The sequence below is a fragment of the Bacteroidia bacterium genome (genome assembly GCA_037045145.1).
In the GTDB taxonomy this organism is placed as follows: Bacteria; Bacteroidota; Bacteroidia; order AKYH767-A; family OLB10; genus OLB10.
Genome location: JBAOIA010000012.1, coordinates 350908 through 369416, shown reverse-complemented (window position 1 = coordinate 369416; position 18509 = coordinate 350908). Strand labels below are relative to the sequence as shown.

Here is an 18509-nt window from a genome sequence, read left to right as displayed (position 1 = left end):
ATATCAGCAGTATTATTCCTGACTAAAATTATAATAAAAGCGATTTCAGTAAATTATTTTACCAAATCAAGCATGCCATAACCTTCATGTGTCATCACTCCCATACCATTATGCCAAACAAAACGGTGAACATCCGGGTGTGCATGCAGTGTAAAAGGAACTAAATATCCAATCATATTTTTACCGTCAGCACTTCTGTAAACGCGGGCAAATTTTTTGTTTGCCGCTGAAGCTTTTTGCATATACTCAGCATCAGGTTGTACATCAAATTCCGCATAAGAACTTATAGTTGCCTCCGGCACACCTGACTTTTCCATGGCATCAAGAGTCGTATTAAACAAAATGTCAGAAAAGTTATGTGATGTAGGATCAATCTGCTCTGTACTGCGTGTTGTATCTTTTATCGGATCAAAAAGCACCAAAGGCGAAATGCAGAGATAACGCATTTGTGTGTTAAACTCAGGATCAGGAGTGACTTCTTTGCCTTTTGGCAGTAAATTCATCCTGCCTATTGGAAGAAAATTTTTCTCAAATATTCTGTTGCTGAGTTTAGTTATTAAGTCATCATTACTACTTGATATTACTAAAGTAATTTTAGATGATAAAAACTTCATGAATCCATTTTGAATTTTTGAGGTTCCTTTAAGTGATGAAAAACTTAGCTGATTCATGTTGCCACCTACATCATGAACAACAGTTTTTATACTGTCATAAATTAGTTTTTGATGATGCAATGGAATACTATTTCCTGTAGTATTGTCGCGGGTGAATGAAATTTTTACTCGCATAATTGAAAAATATTAATCAGTTTAGTTAGTAAATAAAGTTTGGTTATGTCAATGAAAATTAGAATTGTTCCAAAAGTAAAAAAATAATTTACAAATTCATATATCCGAATATTAAAAATTTAAAGTAGAAATAACAGGGTAATGGTCTGACAAATGTACTAATGGTCGAATATAGTCTATGGTTTTAATGTCTTTACTGTGTAAAATATAATCAATTCTTAGTCCCGGAAAAATGCCTGCATAAGTTGATGACAGCCCTTTTCCACAGCTAAGAAAACTATCTGTAAGTCCATTGCTTATTTGGTTGTAGGCAAAGGAGGCAGGCGTGTCATTAAAATCACCGGCAATAATTACTTTATAGGGGCAGGCCTTTATATGAGCAGTAACTTGTTCCACCTGATGGGCTCTTTTAATAAATGCCTTTTTCAAACGCTGAAATATTTGCTTCGAGCCACTCATTTTCTGAATGTTGTCTTTATTGTTGAATTCACTCACAAAGATATAGTCGTTTTTTGCCAATCTAACAGATTGCAAGTGTATATTGTAAACTCTCACTGTGTCGTTTCCAATCAACAAATCGGTTGCAATACATCCATTGGCAGATTCTTTATCTGTAAATACGGTTTCTTTGTTAAGCATCGGATATTTACTGAATGTAGTTATACCCCATTCATCAGAATCGCGTTCTATAATGGGTAGCAGGGCATGAACATTGGTAATTTTTAACAATGATTTTAAAGAATCGGTATTGTTAAATGGTGCCAATTTACTTGTATAGTATTCTTGAAAACAATAAATACCTGCATCGCTTTTTTTAAGAAAGTTAAAAATGTTTCTTCTTGTTTCCAGATTATGTGTCCAATTGTAAAGATCAAATACACGCACATTAAAAGAAAGAATTTTTATTGTGTTTTCTCCGGAAGCTTTTTGATTTGACAAAGAATAATTCCAATGAGCAACAAAAGTAGGTAAGCCTGCCAGCAATGGAATCAGAACAACCGGTATCATTTTTTTATGTCTGAAAGATAAAATCAGCATCCAGATTATTGCAATCAGATAGAGATAAATAAATATAAGCCCGAATAGTGCAAGGAACCAGATTTTTGCAGGACTAATATATGCTGCGGCTACAGCAAAGGAGGTAACAACAGCCACGGCAATGGTAATTAGCCATAGCACCAGGTTAAGAGCAGATTTGAACATTAATCCTGATTTTTACTTGCTTTAAAAAGAAGTTCTTTTTCTTCGTTAGTGAGGCTTGCATAGCCTGAGCGGCTTATTTTATCCAGAATTTTATCAATGGTTTCCTGATTGTTTGCCTTTTTGTTGTGATACGATTCGTCAGAAGCATCTTTGCGAAAAACAACTTTGATTGAAGGTTTTTTCTTTTGGGTAATCCTGTCAATCAGGCGTTGAAGTCCACCTGTCAAATCACGACCTTTCTTTAATTGTTTGATATAGATGAAACCAAAAATAGCACCACCAATATGAGCAATGTTTCCACCTGCATTATTGCCTGTAATACTTAAAAGGTCAATTACAAAAAGTGCAATAGCAATATATTTCAACTTTACTCGCCATTGCGGCAGAAAAAGTGCTACTTCGTAATCAGGTAATAAAGTTGCAATGGCAACAGTTATGGCAAGAACACTTGCAGAAGCACCTAAGGCAACAGCAATGTCAACTTCGCGACTGAAGAGTGGAAAAAGATTGTAAAATGAAATAAACAACAGAGAACCACACAAGCCTCCAACAAGATAAAGTGGTAATATTTTTTTTTCACCAAGGTATTCTGTAAAAAGACGGCCCATAAAAAACAACCACAACATATTAAACAGAATGTGAAGAAAATTTTCGTGATAGAAACTATAGGTAATTAATGTCCATGGGCGATAAATTAATGATTTTACTGATGAAGGGACAGCCAGCCAGTCGGTCAAAAAGCCACTTACAGTGCCGTCAGGAAAATTAAAAAGTCGCAGTACGACATCACCCAAATTGACAAACAAATAGATAATTGCATTGACTACAATAATCTTTTGCAGCATATCGAGCGACTTGTAATTACTTTTCACATTATGAAGCATGTTCAGAAAAGTTGTGACCTATTATTTTTCTGCCAATAGCGAAGTAATAAATATCCGAAAAGCATACCTCCAAGATGTGCAAAATGTGCTACATTATCTGTTGGGTTGCTTTGCCAGGCGGAATACAACTCTATGCCACCAATAATGAGTACTAAATATTTTGCTTTGAGCGGAATAAAAAAGTAAAGATAAATTAAAGTGTTTGGAAAAAGTATTCCAAATGCCATGAGAACACCATACACAGCACCGGAAGCGCCAACAGTTGGTATATTGGTTTTGAAACGAATGTATTCGTCAATTGCCTGACGTGCCTGTTCAATAATCATAGGGCTATCGCCATGAGCATACCAGTTTGATTTAATGCTTTCTACTGCCATGGCATAATCAGGATTAAGATATTGATAGGGGATATGGTCTCTGATAAAAACGCTGAATGCATCGGCACCAGGGGCGTTCAAAAATGCATCGGCTTTGGACTGTAAGGAATACAACTCGTAATATCCAACAGCAGTGTGAATGAATGCTGCACCAAGTCCTGTAACCAAGAAAAAAATCAGAAATCTTTTTGGCCCCCACAAATTTTCCAAGATACCACCAAACATCCAGAAGGCAAACATGTTGAGAAAAATATGGGTTAGGCTGCCATGTAAAAACATGTATGACAAATACTGCCACCAATGAAAATGTTCCGAAGCAGGCAAATAAAGCCCGGCAAAAGCATTAAGGTCAAACCCGATTTTGTTGAGTGCCAGATCAGCAAAGAATGCCAATGCACTAACGATCATAATATTTTTAATTACATCAGGTAACAGTTTGAAACTTGAAGGTCGAAATTCCTGCATAAAAAGCGATTACAAATTTTGGTAATCCATTGTTAAACGGTACGAAGATAGGTTTCCGTATTTAATCATTTCCAACAGATGTTATTTTCTTTGGTTTAAATAGTCATTAGCTTTTTTCAAACTTTCGGTCAATTTCATTCTTTTCTAATTTAAAAATTATTGCTTTACCACTTTTGGTAAAATAAGGCATTTCACATTGCATCAGGTCATTAAAAAGAACAGCCATCTCTCTTGCGGAAAGCACTTTGCCACTTTTTAGACATGCACTGCGTGCAATAGCAATAGCAACACGCTCCATTGGATTATATGCAGATGCTTCGCCACTGATAAACTCATCAATTAGCACTTCAATAATTTTCTTTTCTGTTCCGGTCTCCAAATAGGAGGGAACAGCATTAAGTACAAATGTATTCTGACCAAATGGCTGCAAGTCAAACCCCGAGCGGTTAAGGTCTTCCAGAAGCGATGAAACGGTAGCAGCCTGCCTGTTGTCGAGTTCTATCTGTTGTGGAAACAAACTTTGTTGCATAACAGTGGGTGTGCCTTTCATTTGCAAAAGTGTTTTTTCAAACACAATTTTTTCATGGGCTAATTGCTGGTCAATAAGCCACATTTCATCAGGCATTGCTACAGTAACATAACTGTTGAACAATTGCATAAATGACGATGCGTTAATTTCTTCAACAGGAGTTATTGGTAATTTTGTTTGTTGTGCACCAGGTGTATTTGCAATCTCATAGAGTTTTTCCCATTGTCCATTCTGTTGTTGATTGGGTTTGTTTGTTTCTGTAAATGGATTGTAGTTAACATTTACTTTCACCTGAGGCTGCACTGGAACAGTGTTTAACTGAGATAACGGTACGTTAAAAGCCTGCTCCTGATTAAAGTCTAAAGTGGGTGCAATGCTGAATCGGCCTAATGCACGTTTCACAGAAGAACGCAATATGGCGTAAACAGATTTTTCGTCTTCAAGTTTTACTTCTGTTTTAGTCGGGTGAATATTAACATCAATTCGTGACGGGTCAACTTCAAAAAACAGAAAGTACGATGCAAAAGTACCCTGAGGTAACAACTCATTGAATGCTATTGTGACAGCATGATTAAGATAGGCATCTTTTACAAATCGGTTATTGATAAAAAAATATTGTTCGCCTCTGACTTTTTTGGCAAACTCAGGCTTGCCGACAAACCCTTTAATATTTATAATAGTAGTGTCTTCTTCTACAGGCACCAATCTTTCATTATAAGCTGCCCCAAAAACCTGACATATACGCTGACGTTGATGTGTTGCAGGCAGGTTGTAAACTTCCATTCCATTATGCTGAAGGCTGAATGCAATTTCAGGTCGGGGTAGCGCCACTCTCAGAAACTCATCTATTACATGACGTGCTTCTACGGGCGTAGCTTTAAGAAAATTTCTTCTTGCAGGAACATTAAAGAAAATATTTTTTATAGTAATGATGGTGCCGGATTGCATCACACATGGTTCCTGAAGTTTAAATTCCGATCCTTCAATTTCTATGCGTGTTCCGGTTTCATCTATTTCTCTTTTAGTCTTTAATTCAACCTGACAGACTGCAGCCACAGAAGCCATTGCTTCGCCTCTGAAACCCATAGTTCTGATAGCATATAAATCATCAGCCTTGCGTAATTTAGAAGTTGCATATCGTTCGAAACAAAGACGCGCATCAGTCTCACTCATACCGCAACCATTGTCTGTTATCCGTATCAGATTTTTTCCGCCATCATTAATACTCACGTCTATTCGTGTGGCACCTGCATCAACAGCATTCTCCATCAACTCTTTAATTACCGATGAGGGTCTTAAAATAACTTCGCCCGCTGCAATCTGATTGGCAACAGTATCGGACAACAATTGTATCACATCTGCCATGCGGCAAAGTTAATCATTGGCAGGTCAATTTTAAAGAATTGTAAGGAGTTACTTAATGATTATTTATGGAAATTATGGTGGGCTGTACATCAAAATGCTAATTGGCAATATTAAAAAGTACATTTATACATTGGTATTGGTAAAAAGCCCATCTGATATTCAGTTTTTACAGTATTTGTTTTGGCACTATACTGCTGATTCCAGATATTTTGTGTGTTGAAGACATTATTCAGATCAATGGAAATTTCATGTGTCAGTCTCTTTCTGTTTATTCTGTAGCCTATTTTCAGATCGGTACGGAAATAATCTTTTCTGCGGTGTTCAAAGGCATGGTCTTCATCATATTCTGTCTCTCCTGCAATCTGAGATGCGGCAAAGTCAATTGGAATATATCTGCGCCCACCTGCATAGGTTGTTTTAATATTGATTGAAATGGTGTTTTTATTTCTGATAGTCCATTCTTTTCCGCCCAGCAAATTGAATACAAAATTACCATTAAAAGCAGTGTTGCGTTCAATGCCATCAGAGCCTTTATACTTTGATTCAAAAAGGCTGGCTGTAAACAGAAAATAGTATCCTTTACTGTAAAATTTCTCTGCAGTAAATTCAAATCCGTAGTTATAGCCGGTGCCTTTGTTTTCTAAACTGTCTATTCCTGCAATGCCAAAGTCGGCTCCTTCATTCAGCACGGAGAAAAATGTAGGACGTTTTTCAACAGGAGCATTAAATAAATATTGATAATACACCTCTGTTTTTATTCTGAAAACTTTTGAAATATTTCTGTCGAAGGCCAATACTGCATGATAGCTCTTTGTCATTTTTAAATTTTGGTTCGTTTCATAATAGGTGCCATTATCTTTTAATGTTTTCACAAAATAGATGTACATGGGTTGTAACTGACTATGTAATCCGGTGCCAAAGCTCAGCGATTGTTTTTCGTTGATTTCCCATTTGGCTCCAATTCGTGGTTCTATACTATATGTATTGTTGTAGTTAAATATTTGTGAGTAAACTCCACTGTTCAATGAGAGTTGATCGGAAAAACGATGTTGCCATTCCAAATAAAGTTTGGTGAGTAGGGCATTGCCGTTATAATCTGTGTAAGATTCCCAGACATTGTCCACAACACCACTGTCGCGATAGGTATAGTGATACTGTGAAAGGCTGAATCCGGTTTTTAAAAAGTTTTTTGAAGAGAATTTTTTGTTAAGGCTGAAGTCAGCACTGTATTTTTGCTGATCGGATTTGTTTCTGTAATAGGGTTCAGCATAATCCACAAAGTCAGGCAGGGTGTCCACTTTATATTTTTGTCCCGCAATAGATGCAGAAAGGCTGAATTTGGTGTAGGTGGAATTGTTTAAAAAGAATGTATGCATCAGCCCAACAACGCCCATGGTATTATCGAAGTAGCCATTTTGCCTTTTATCATCAACATATAGATTTTTTTTTGTAGTGTCTCTGTCCTTTTCAAGAACTTCAATACCACTGATTCCACCCATACCAAACAACGTAAATTTTCCGGCTTTGTTGGTCGGAATATTAACATTAAAAGAAACATCCTGATATTTCGGTACAGCAGTTCCTGTTCCGAAGTTAATGCCCAATGCACTAAATACACCAAGTGTAGAATAGCGATAATTGACCAGATAAGAAGAGCCTTGCTTTTTACTGATAGGTCCTTCGGCACCGGCTTCAAAACCATTAAAACCCACCTGAGCCAGAAACTCATGTTTTTCGTTGTTGCCGGTTCGCATTTGCAAATCAAAAACACCTGCAAGAACATTTCCGTATTCTGCCGGAAAGGCACCGGTAAGAAAATCAGACTTATCTAAAACATTGTTGTTTAGAATTGAAATAGGGCCACCGGTAGTACCTAATGAGCCAAAATGGTTGGGATTTGGAATTTCAACACCGTTTAGTCGCCATAATAGGCCTGTTGGTGAATTACCTCGAATGATGATGTCATTTCTGGAATCGTTTGCGCCACTTACACCAGCATAATTGGCTGCCATACGTGATGGATCGCCCACACTTCCTGCATAGCGCGAAGTTTCTTCTATCGTAAATGATCTTGCACTGACTGTTGTAAGTTCATTGTTGGGTTTATCTTTTTGTTTTTCAGCAACAATAGTAACAGCTTTTGCAGTAACGACCGACTGTTCCAGTTCGATATTCAATAACACTTCTTTACCAGATGTGATGATACTTGTAATCACCGTTTCACGATAGCCGAGAAAAGAAATTTTAAAAGATTGTCTGCCAACGGGAATATTATTTAGCCTGAAGTTTCCATTTATGTCGGCAGTAGCACCTATGAAAGCTGAAGAATCAAGCCAAACTATCGAGGCGCCAATTAAAGGTTCTTTACTCTGTTTGTCTGTAATTGTACCTCTGACAGTCTGAGTAGGATTTTGGGCAAATGCAAGTGTAAAACCAAGAAATATATAGGCGAGGGCAAAAAATCTTTTCATATAATATTTGGAGTGTTTAAAAAAATCGGTAAAAAAATTGATAATTTAAAATATGACGTGCAAAAAAACATATTAGTTACACACATTAAAAAATATTTATGTTAAACCTGCTATTTTTTCGTAAAATTGGAAGGTAAAAATCAAATGGCTGTTGATAACACATTCGTTACATTTGCAGTCAAACAGTTTTAATTATGAAAATAGTACCAGCAATCAGGTTAGCTGAAGTAGCTTCACTCCTGAAAGCAAAATATATTGGCGATGCCGGCTTTCAGATTTCAGGTATCAATGAAATACATAAAGTAGAACATGGTGACCTAACATTTGTAGATCATCCTAAATATTATGATAAAGCACTTAATTCTGCAGCAACAACTATTCTAATAAATAAAGAAGTTTCTTGTCCGGAAGGCAAGGCATTAATCATATCAGACGATCCGTTCAGAGATTATAATCTGCTTACAAGAAAATACAGACCATTAACTTTTAGCATGCAGCAGGTTGACCAAACTGCTGTAATTGGTGATGGAACTGTGTTGATGCAAGGTAGTGTTGTTGGTGCACATTGTAAAGTTGGTAAAAATTGTCTGATATATCCCGGTGTAGTTATTTATGATCATTGTGAAATTGGTGATAACGTAATCATTCATGCCAACAGTGTTATTGGCGCTGATGCCTTTTACTTTAAAAAACGTCCTGAAGGATTTGATAAAATGCATACCTGTGGCCGTGTTATTATTGGTGACAAGGTTGAAATTGGAGCATGCTGTACAATTGATAAAGGTGTTTCTGGAGATACTGTTATTGGCAATGGAACAAGAATGGATAATCATGTTCATGTAGGCCATGACACTGTAATAGGAAAAAACTGTTTGTTTGCTGCACAGGTGGGCATAGCAGGAGTTGTCACTATTGAAGATGATGTAATCTTATGGGGACAAGTAGGAGTTCAAAAAGACCTGACTATTGGCAAAGGTGCAGTGGTGCTCGGACAATCGGGCGTTGGTAAAACATTAGATGCCGGCAAGACCTACTTCGGCAGCCCCACAACCGATGCCCGCCTGAAAATGCGAGAACTTGCATTGATGAAACGACTTCCTGAAGTGTTTGAGTTTCTGGATAACAAAGAAAAGTAATGGAAGAAACCACCGATAAACTTACTGGCGACCTTCAGTCAAAGAAAGTACAGTTGCATTGGCTTTTACAAATTACAAAAGCAATTAACTATAATCTTCCGGCAGAGCAATTGTATCAGATTTACGAAACAGTATTGCATGATCATTTAAAGGCAGGTAAACTTTCTTTGTTTGTCAATGAGAATGGTTGGAAGCAGGTTCTTTCCTATGGTATGAAAGAAGAACTCGGTCGTTTGCAGCCTGAGTTGTTTTTGAATGAAATATCATTTTCAAAATCAAAAACTGTTGTCACGCCACAGTGGCTAGAAAAAGATGAATCTGTTATTCCTGTTTACCACAATGAAATATTACTTGCGTATTGTATTGTTGGTGCTATAGATCCGAGTCAGTCAATTTCAATTAAGGAAGTTGTGCCTTTCATTCATACTATTACAAACATTATTGTGGTAGCTATTGAAAACAAACGTTTAAATAAAGAAGCTGTTGCACAGGCAGGTTTTCGTAAAGAACTTGAGCTGGCAGCAGAGATGCAGGAAATGCTGTTTCCTACCGGCCTATGTGGAAATGAATATTTCGAAATAGCAACACATTATCTTCCACATCAGCAAGTGGGAGGAGATTATTACGATTTTATTTCGCTCAGCAAACACGAGCATATTTTTTGCATGGCAGATGTTTCAGGAAAAGGAATGGCAGCAGCATTGCTAATGTCTAATTTTCAGGCAAACCTGCATGCGCTAATAAAAAACCGACCTGTGCTGACAAACTTAGTTGCAGAACTGAATGATTGTGTGAGTAAGACAGCTAAAGGAGAAAAGTTTATCACTTTTTTTATCGGACTGATCAATTTTAAAGAAGGCAAAATTAATTATGTAAATGCAGGTCACAATCCTCCGGTATTATTTAGTAAAAACAAGACTGTACTTTTAGATAGAGGCACAACAGGTTTAGGCATGTTTGATGAATTGCCATTTATAAATGAAGGCCATGTAATAATAAATAATGGTGATTCGGTTTTTTGTTATACCGATGGTATTACAGAGCTTGAAAATCTAAAAGGTGATTTTTACGGTATGGAAGCATTAAAATTATTTATAGAAGAGAATATGAATAATTCAAGCCTTGACGGTTTTCATAAAAAGTTGATTGCACATTTGGATCAGTTCAGAGAAGGAAATAGTTTTAGCGATGATGTTACCATCTTGTCATTACGCTCGCTCTGTTGAAGGGCTTATTTGCTTTTTATTGTGATAATAATCCATCACTGTAATGGCAGCTACGAATGCCCAAAATGGAATAGAGGCTTTGTCCTTATCTAAGAAATTATTTAAAAATCCATGAACAAGATAGGTGATTAAGCCAACCTGCATAGATAGTGCAAGCACCTTAATGTTGTTAGATTCCGATTGCAAGAAGACCCTTGATGCTTTGTAAAGAACTACCACAGCTAATGCAACAAAAATTAGCGTTCCCAACAGACCTTGTTCGCTTAATGGGCCAAGATATTCGCTATGTGCATTTCCTTTATCGCCCAGATTTGTACTAATATAAGTTTTTTCAAACTGAAGCTGATATACAGAATACTGAAACTGATAGGTGCCGGGTCCCCATCCAAAGACCGGTTTGTCTAAGAACATTCGCCATGCGCAACTCCAACGGTTTAGACGTTCCACATTAGAGGCATCGGTTTTTATATTCGTCATGGATTTTAAGTGGCCACGATAGTCATTCTGTGAATACTCTTTTGTCTTTCCGAATTTGTATAAAACAGTTGACTGAAAAATCTGAAATCCTACAACCATTGAAACTATAATTGCTACAACAGCCCATGTTTTTAATCTGAATACATAAGCAAGCATAGAGACAAGTGCCACAGCCAGGCTGAGCCAGGTAGCACGTGTGTAGGATAATACTATTGCAACAATAACTAAACCGGAAATCATCAATGCAAAGAAGCGGTACATAAAAGATTTATGCTTTAACAGCATCAATCCAAAAATTGGAGGTAACAATAATGCAAGCACAGCAGCATATTCTGTGTGGTCATTGTAAAATGGTGTCATCACCCAGTGTGCAGATTGCTGAGTAAAACCATTTAAGCTATGACGAGTGATGGTGTAGATTATAGTTATTGCCATTCCAACGGCATAGAACCATATAAACTGACGAATTTTTTTTTCGTCTTTAAAAATGGAGGTGGCAAGCATAAAACCAATTACAACAAACCACAATCGTGCAACAAAATGTTTTATTGATACAAGAAACATGCTGCTGGTGAAGCTGGTAACCAGCATCCATGCAAGATGAATGAGTATGAGAATTGTTATCGGATGTTTTATAAAGGACTTTTCATAACGGCCATCAATAAATTTAGACAGAAGATATATTATCATCATACCAAATAATATTGGCTCTGTTGGCAAACTGACACCAATACCTAAATCTGTTTTTGATAAATTAATTGCTAAGGGTGTACAGAACGCAGTAAAAAGAAATAATTTATCGAGATGATAAAGTGCAGAATAACCGATAAGAATTCCTGCAGGTAGAAGAAGAAGCCAATAGAACTCCGTAACGAGGCTTGCCACAGCCATAAGCATATAAACCGCTGTAAGGCCATAGAACCATCGAAGCGAATTTTGCTGAATGGCTTGCATTCAATTAAGTATTTTGTGGTTTCTTTTCCTGTGAATTTTCGTAGATAATGATAACTACAAAAGACAAGAAGACAACAGAGGCAGTAAACATCAACATGATTAAACTACGAACGGGATAGGCTTTTTTATCCGGAATCATTGGTGTTGTTACCACGTTAGAATAAGATATCTCTTTTGTAAGGTCTTTTTCTGCATTTTCAACATACTGCTTATAATTGTTATAAACACTTCGGGTATAGTTGTTTTTTTCATTTAGGGTAACATAATCAGATCCATATTGTTGAAGTTTCAGAAACATATCTTCCAATCTTAAATTATTGCTTTTATTTAGAATGGAAGTATAATAAGCTCTTGAAATTTCACGTGTTTGCTGTGAAAATTCTATGATGCCTGATTTTAGTCGTAGCTCCGTCAGTAATTTGTCTGAAGAGTCCAGCTCGGCTTTTTTCAAATCAAATTGAGACTTTGCCACAACATAAGCCTCCATGGTTTTTTCTCTGTACAGTTTTCTTGCAAGTCGGTTTCCTTTTTCAATTATGGAATCAGCCATTTGTTTGGCTTGAAGTGGGTCAGTATCCATCACTTCAATTTTCACAGACTCAAAGTCTGTTTTGTTGATACTTAAATTCCCGGCAAGCTGTTTGAAAACCGTTGTTAATGCAGTTTTTTTTGTCGAGTCAATTTCATAATGTGAATAAAGTTGGAAATCTTTTATCAACTCCATTTTTATTTCATCCGACTCTAACAATTGCAATAACTGCTCCGTTGAACTCTCTGTTGAGTAAGGACTCAGGTTAACCGGATATAAAATTGCAGTTGATTTATACATGGGAGGAATAAAAAACGGCAGCGTGAAAATAAATGACAGTACAATAGATATTATTGCTACAATCATCAATTGCCTTTTCCATTTTTTAATCAATTGAATCAGACTTAATGAGGCATAGTTTTCTTCGAAAACAGGGGTATTATTCATTATGAAGGAATTTATTAAAGAGCCGCAAATGTAAACAAATTAGCGTTTCGCTATTGTTGCTCTTTCATAATTGATTTTAGCTCTGAAATACGAAGTAATCCTAAAGAAAATGCAAGTATTGGTGCCAGTAGAATTATGGATAGTATTGTCTTAATATCCGGATAATAGCGGACTGCAATATTTGCTATTAAGGCAATAAGCGTAAAAAACAGCAACAACTTGCCCATGAGTTTCCAGTCTGGTTTCCAATTAAGGATTTTTACAGCCAAAATTATTTGTGCCAGTGCCATAATTACTTGTGTGATTAGGCCGGCAAATGCTGCACCGGAAGCTTTGTATTGTGGAATTAAAAACAAGTTAAGTGAAATATTCAAAATCATACCACCTAATGCAGTAAGGTTAAGGTTTTGTAAGCTTCCATTGGCAGTAAGCAACGTTCCAAAAATGTATGATGTTGAAATACAAACAAAGCTAAACATCAACATTGTGAAGACAGGGGCCGACAATGCACCATGCTCATGATAAAGCAGGTTCATAATGTCATTACTGAAATACAGTCCTATTGCAGCCAAAGTCAATGCAGGAATCATTAAAAGTTTAAAAGCAAGGTTTGTTAGCGGCTGAATATCTAGATGTTTTTTTATCATGTGCGAAAACATAGGTAAAAGTAGTGAGGCAAATAAAAATCCAAACATGTTTACAGCATCTAAAATTCTGTATGCCTGTGCATAAACACCTGCATAAAAAGCCCCATCCGGCAACAGTCTTTCCAGCATTATAGAATCTATTCTGCTATAGAATGTCATCAGCAAGATGAGTAAAGCAAAAGGAAGCGATTTTTTAAGTATAGCAATATAAAATGCAGGTTGCCAGTTTAATTTCTGAAAGCTGATTCTGCCTTGTAAAAAAACAATAGCAACTACGGCTGTAATCAGATAAGATGCCGATTGTGCATGTACAAAATTTTCAATATTTAAATAGGTGCCATTGTTATAACAAATCAGATAGCCACAAATAAGTATCATTAAAAAACGATCGGTTACAGAAACAATGCTGTCCTGTTTAAAAAGATGTAATCCTGAAAGGTTTGAGCGTAGGTATAATATAAATGAAATGAAAAATTGATTGGCTAAAAGTATTATTAATAAATGAATATCTTCTTTTGAATAACCAATCGCCATTCCTAAAATCAGACTTATTAATACGTATGCACCGGCTAATAAAAACCGAAGCATAATTATTCCGGAGAAATGTTTGGATACTAAATGCTGATGCTGTGAGATGTTTCTGTTGTTGTAGTTTGTTATTCCTGCATCAAGAATGATGTTTAACAGAAAAGAAAAGTTTAATAATGCATAATATTTCCCGTAGCCTTCTGCGCCAATCATATTCTGTACAGTGCGATCAATGCCAAAAATCCAGAATGGCTTGATGAGTAGATTCAACAGCAGAAGTAAGGCCAGATTAGTGATAAACTTTCTTTGCATTCGTTGCAAAAGTAGGATAATTAGTGCGAAAAGTTCCCGAGCATTAGCGTGATGATTTGAAATTATAAAGTTTCAGCGCTATATTTTTTATTTCAAAATCAGACCCTTTGGGATTGTTAATGTAAAAAGTAACACGGTCTTCAGCATTTCGAATTGCAGGCATAACAAATTCATAATTAAACAGCATCCATTCATTAATTTTTTCTCTGGGAATATCATTGATTCGGAGGTTTTCATTATAATAAACATTTCCATTTTTATCAGCATAGTCGAAACAAACTGTTGCTTGTGTACAAGCCTTAAATTCATGTTCTTTCCGTTGGAGAGAAACAATGGCTTTCATGGGTTGCTGTAAGTTTGTTGCTGATGGTATTGTAAGCCAGGCATTCCTGTTTGTTTGTTTATCAAATCTAAAAGTTAGTGAAGACAGTTTGGACGTTGGGCTTTCAGTAATTTCAAGGTTTAGCTGTGTAGTATAAAATGGTGTATCCTGTTGTGGAAGATAGGCTTCCTCATTTCCATTGCCTACAGAGGCAAAATAATCCGAAGAAGTCTTCAAAAAAACATAACTATATTTTTTGAAATTCATTCCGTCAGGATGGATGATGTCATTGAGGTATTGCCAGGTTTGTAATGTGTTTAACCCTGCAACGCCTAAGCAAAATAATGATAAAAGGATTTTGTTTTTTTGCCATATTAAATTTATTGATGCAGCAATTGGCAAGGCCATCAATCCATACCAGTCAATAAAACTTCTGTTGCCAAATGCCGGTTCAGACGACCAGTTCCACCAAGATGATAGTAAATACCAAACTAAAACAATTAAGGTGGCGGATGCCATTGATAGCCTTAATGAGTGGCGGGAAAGTAACCACAAACCTGGTATAAGCAGGAGTAATAAAGGCGAGTAGATAAATAGTCCGTTTCTGAAACTGAAAAGTGTTTTAAAAAGAGCTGGATTTGTGAAGTAAAACCCTTCATCACCATAGCTCCAGGGGAAAAACATGCCACATTGTATAAAATTTAAAATGGGCTGAATGCTAATGATCATTAAGAATAATAATCCTGACAGTAATAATATTACTGTTTTAGATTTAATTATATCAAGTAATTTTTGTTTACCAAAATAAAGCAAAGGAAACAGGATGACAATAAAGTTCAATGGTCGTACTAATGTAATTAATGCTAAAGTCAATGCTAAACCGAGAAGAAAGCGGTTTTGTGTTTGCTGCGAAAGGCAAACAGAAAGGTAAATGAAGACTGTGATAAAAAAGAATGAATATGCATGCGACATTGTAGGATGGAAGAGGGCGTAGTAACAAAGATTTGAAGCTGCAAAAACCATTGTTGCAGTTAGCAAGCAAGTCAATCTATTAAAATTTAATAAGCGCAGTGTTTTATAGATAAGAAACAATCCTGACAAAGCATAAAAAATAGCTGCAATGGAAATGAAAAACTGGACTAAAGACTCATAGCCGTTAGTAGCACCATGAATTACTATTTGTGCCAAGCACCCAATTAAGTAAAAAGGTGCCATTAATACAGCAACTCCTGCATAAGTTTTTAAAACAGTTTTGTCATTTTGTTTTGTAAGAAATCTTTGATTGAAATAACGTGCTATTTTCTGATTCTGCGATTTGAAATAATATTCAAAGCTTAAGTCATGATAAATAATTATGGCAGGTAAATAAGCTACATAGCCTTTGCCATCACTATCAACAATTCTTTCATATTTTTCATTGCCAAAAGTTCGTTGTTGCCAGAGGTAAGTGACAGATGTCAGACATGCCATAAGTGCAATGAAGATAATGCTCCTTTTCATGATAGCCGATAACGAATTAAACAGTACAAGGCTCTTAGACCATCTGTCAGTCCAATTTTTTTACCCATGTGTTTGCTGCGTGCTTTATAGGAGACCGGAACTTCGACATAGCGTATATGGCGTTTACGCAGTAGTTTTAAGGTTATTTCCGGCTCAAAGCCAAAGCGGTTTTCTTTTAGTTGGAGGTCTTGCAGCAACGAGCGGTCAATTAGTTTGTAACAGGTTTCCATGTCTGTAATTTTTTTGCCCACAAGTACGCTGGTAACGGCCGACAGTATCTTGTTGGCTATAACTGTTTTAATCGGAATAGGAAATTTTTGTCTTTTTAAAAAACGCGAGCCATAAACAACTTGAGCATTTGTTTTAACAGAAGCCTGAATTAACACATTGTAGTCTTCCGGATTTAACTCAACATCAGCATCCTGAATGATGATGTAATTACCTGTTGCAAACGATATGCCTGTTCGTACTGCAAACCCCTTTCCTTTATTTTCTTTTAAAGAAATCACTTCAGAAATCAGGTCGCTGTTTTTGCTGGCAAATTTTCTGATAACCTCTAAACTGTTGTCTTTTGAATGATCGTCAATGATGATAACCTGTTTGGAGATGTTATGAATGAGTTTTACCGATTTAACTTTTTCAAGAACCTGTTCAATGGTTTGGGCTTCGTTAAAAACGGGAATGATGATACTCAGTTTTTCTATCACTTCGCTAAAACCGATTTAATATCAGGGAGAAAATAATTCTCACCTTTTAAAATTTTTCCGTCCTCACGATAGATGGGCTTGCCATTACTGTCGAGTTTGCTCATGTTGCTACGATGTATTTCATTAAATACCTCAATGATTTTATGCTGTAGCCCATGAGCAATGATGGTTCCGCATAAGATATAAAGTTTGTCGCCCAAAGCATCGGCAATTTGTACCAGATTGTTTTCCAAAGCTGCTTCCAAATACTCGTCATTTTCTTCCTGCATTAACTTATGCCGGAGCTCGATAATATTTTTATCTATTACAGCTTGTGGATTTTCAAAATATTGAAGTCCAAAAGTTGCATGAAACTCTTTTACCTTATTAATAGTTTCTGTTAGTGTTTGCATTTTGTTATGTTTAGTAGCGTAGCAAAGCTGAACAAAAAAGTTCAATATAACAGGTTGTGACGAACAACTGTTAAAAAAAATATTCAGAATATATACTGGAGCATTAATACATCTTGCGACTCATTCTTGTTAATGAGCCAATCTTTCAATGACCCACATTCTTTAAATCCTGCTTTCTGAAAGAGTGATAATGAACTTTTGTTCGAGACCTGAATGTAACAGTAAAGCTGATGCATGTTTAATACAGTATTTGCATAGTTTTTTAAACATTCAATACTTTGTGCGGCATAGCCCTTTTTTTGTTCGCTTAGATCACCGATTAGAATGCCTACACCTGCTCTCCTGTGGACAGGCTCAAACTGATACAGGTCTATAAAACCAATTTGTTTAATAGGGTTGAGCAATTCAATTACAAAACGTTGCTGGCGTGTTGTAAAAATGTCATTCTGATCTTGTTTGAGAAATTCAGAAATGGTGTAATTTGAAAATGGTTTTGTGGTGTCACTCAGCAGCCAGTAGTCCGAGTTGTTTTCCCACTGATACATCAGTGGCAGGTCGTTAGGCTCGCAGGCACGAAGCTTTATATCTGCTGTTTGTAACATACAGGCAAAAATATAAAATCATACTGACTTGCTTATTGTTTACAATTGCAGGCAGGCGAAAAATAGATAGTTGTATAAGGCAATAAGTCGTGGACTCTTTTTTGTTGCTCTTCGTTAAAAAGTATTCCACGAAGCTCTAATTTTTTCAATACACTTGAAAGGCTTCTGATTTCATCAGGAATATCAGACAGTTCATTATCCCAGAGGTTTAAAACCTCAAGATTATGAAGCATACCTATTTCAGGAGGCAGAGCCTCAATACGATTGCGGTCGAGTGTCAAAGTCTGAAGATTTTTAAGTGTACCTATGCGCTGTGGTAAAGCAGTGAGTTTGTTGTTGTTTGCATACAAACGTTGCAGGTTGTTCAGCTTGTAAATTTGTTCGGGCAATTCAGTTAAATGATTTCTGCTGACATTTAGCTCCCGTAGTTGTGTAAGTTCAAATACTTGTGAAGGTATCTCTTTTAACTTTTGTTTTGACAGGTCAAGTCTGAATACCGAATCCGGATTTTGCATTGCAGCATTCAATGAACGAAATACTGGCATTGAATCGATTTCAGCATCGTCCCACAACTCTTGTCCATGAGCAGTAGCTGTTATCAGCAAAATCAGTAGTATGACGAAATTGCGTTTCATGACCCGTTTAACG

Annotated in this window: 16 protein-coding genes; 2 read left to right on the top strand and 14 right to left on the bottom strand. The window is 36.3% G+C overall.

Going from position 1 to position 18509, the window contains the following annotated elements; genetic code table 11:
- Positions 1-53: 53 nt before the first annotated feature.
- The 6 genes from V9G42_10930 to V9G42_10905 form a co-directional block, all read right to left on the bottom strand.
- Positions 54-788 (bottom strand): CRISPR-associated endoribonuclease Cas6, encoded by a 735-nt coding sequence (locus V9G42_10930; protein ID MEI2759930.1) that lies wholly within the window; start codon positions 786-788, stop codon positions 54-56.
- A gap of 111 nt (positions 789-899) precedes the next feature.
- A complete protein-coding gene (locus V9G42_10925; protein MEI2759929.1) occupies positions 900-1991 on the bottom strand; it encodes an endonuclease/exonuclease/phosphatase family protein in 1092 nt (363 codons plus the stop codon).
- Entirely contained in the window at positions 1991-2863 is an 873-nt protein-coding gene (locus V9G42_10920; protein MEI2759928.1) for a rhomboid family intramembrane serine protease, read from the bottom strand. Before V9G42_10920 ends, V9G42_10925 begins: the two co-directional genes overlap by 1 nt.
- Before the next feature lie 14 nt (positions 2864-2877).
- The gene (locus V9G42_10915; protein MEI2759927.1) at positions 2878-3717 is read right to left on the bottom strand and encodes a rhomboid family intramembrane serine protease; all 840 of its coding nucleotides are present in this window, start codon (positions 3715-3717) and stop codon (positions 2878-2880) included.
- A gap of 106 nt (positions 3718-3823) precedes the next feature.
- A complete protein-coding gene (gene mutL, locus V9G42_10910) occupies positions 3824-5611 on the bottom strand; it encodes a DNA mismatch repair endonuclease MutL (GenBank protein ID MEI2759926.1) in 1788 nt (595 codons plus the stop codon).
- Between the two features lie 110 nt (positions 5612-5721).
- The gene (locus V9G42_10905; GenBank protein MEI2759925.1) at positions 5722-8082 is read right to left on the bottom strand and encodes a TonB-dependent receptor; all 2361 of its coding nucleotides are present in this window, start codon (positions 8080-8082) and stop codon (positions 5722-5724) included.
- 194 nt (positions 8083-8276) lie between these two features.
- Between V9G42_10905 and V9G42_10900 the strand changes: the two genes are divergently transcribed.
- Positions 8277-9218 carry a UDP-3-O-(3-hydroxymyristoyl)glucosamine N-acyltransferase gene (locus V9G42_10900; GenBank protein ID MEI2759924.1) on the top strand — a complete coding sequence of 314 codons (942 nt, stop codon included), beginning with the start codon at positions 8277-8279 and terminating at the stop codon, positions 9216-9218.
- Positions 9218-10444 carry a PP2C family protein-serine/threonine phosphatase gene (locus V9G42_10895; protein ID MEI2759923.1) on the top strand — a complete coding sequence of 409 codons (1227 nt, stop codon included), beginning with the start codon at positions 9218-9220 and terminating at the stop codon, positions 10442-10444. The genes V9G42_10900 and V9G42_10895 overlap by 1 nt, the downstream gene beginning before the upstream one ends.
- Here the strand turns inward: V9G42_10895 and V9G42_10890 are convergent.
- From V9G42_10890 to V9G42_10855, 8 genes are all read right to left on the bottom strand, one after another.
- Positions 10427-11875, bottom strand: coding sequence for an O-antigen ligase family protein (locus V9G42_10890; GenBank protein MEI2759922.1), 1449 nt, complete (start codon positions 11873-11875; stop codon positions 10427-10429). The genes V9G42_10895 and V9G42_10890 overlap by 18 nt on opposite strands.
- A gap of 4 nt (positions 11876-11879) precedes the next feature.
- Positions 11880-12851 (bottom strand): Wzz/FepE/Etk N-terminal domain-containing protein, encoded by a 972-nt coding sequence (locus V9G42_10885; protein ID MEI2759921.1) that lies wholly within the window; start codon positions 12849-12851, stop codon positions 11880-11882.
- 50 nt (positions 12852-12901) lie between these two features.
- A complete protein-coding gene (locus tag V9G42_10880; protein ID MEI2759920.1) occupies positions 12902-14338 on the bottom strand; it encodes an oligosaccharide flippase family protein in 1437 nt (478 codons plus the stop codon).
- Positions 14339-14381: 43 nt separating this feature from the next.
- Entirely contained in the window at positions 14382-16160 is a 1779-nt protein-coding gene (locus V9G42_10875; GenBank protein ID MEI2759919.1) for a hypothetical protein, read from the bottom strand.
- Positions 16157-16867: a glycosyltransferase family 2 protein gene (locus tag V9G42_10870; protein MEI2759918.1), complete on the bottom strand. Its 711-nt coding sequence runs from the start codon at positions 16865-16867 to the stop codon at positions 16157-16159. The genes V9G42_10875 and V9G42_10870 overlap by 4 nt, the downstream gene beginning before the upstream one ends.
- Positions 16864-17259: a nucleoside triphosphate pyrophosphohydrolase family protein gene (locus tag V9G42_10865; protein ID MEI2759917.1), complete on the bottom strand. Its 396-nt coding sequence runs from the start codon at positions 17257-17259 to the stop codon at positions 16864-16866. The genes V9G42_10870 and V9G42_10865 overlap by 4 nt, the downstream gene beginning before the upstream one ends.
- 83 nt (positions 17260-17342) lie before the next feature.
- Positions 17343-17861: a GNAT family N-acetyltransferase gene (locus tag V9G42_10860; GenBank protein ID MEI2759916.1), complete on the bottom strand. Its 519-nt coding sequence runs from the start codon at positions 17859-17861 to the stop codon at positions 17343-17345.
- 32 nt (positions 17862-17893) lie between these two features.
- Entirely contained in the window at positions 17894-18496 is a 603-nt protein-coding gene (locus V9G42_10855) for a leucine-rich repeat domain-containing protein (GenBank protein ID MEI2759915.1), read from the bottom strand.
- Positions 18497-18509 lie beyond the last annotated feature (13 nt).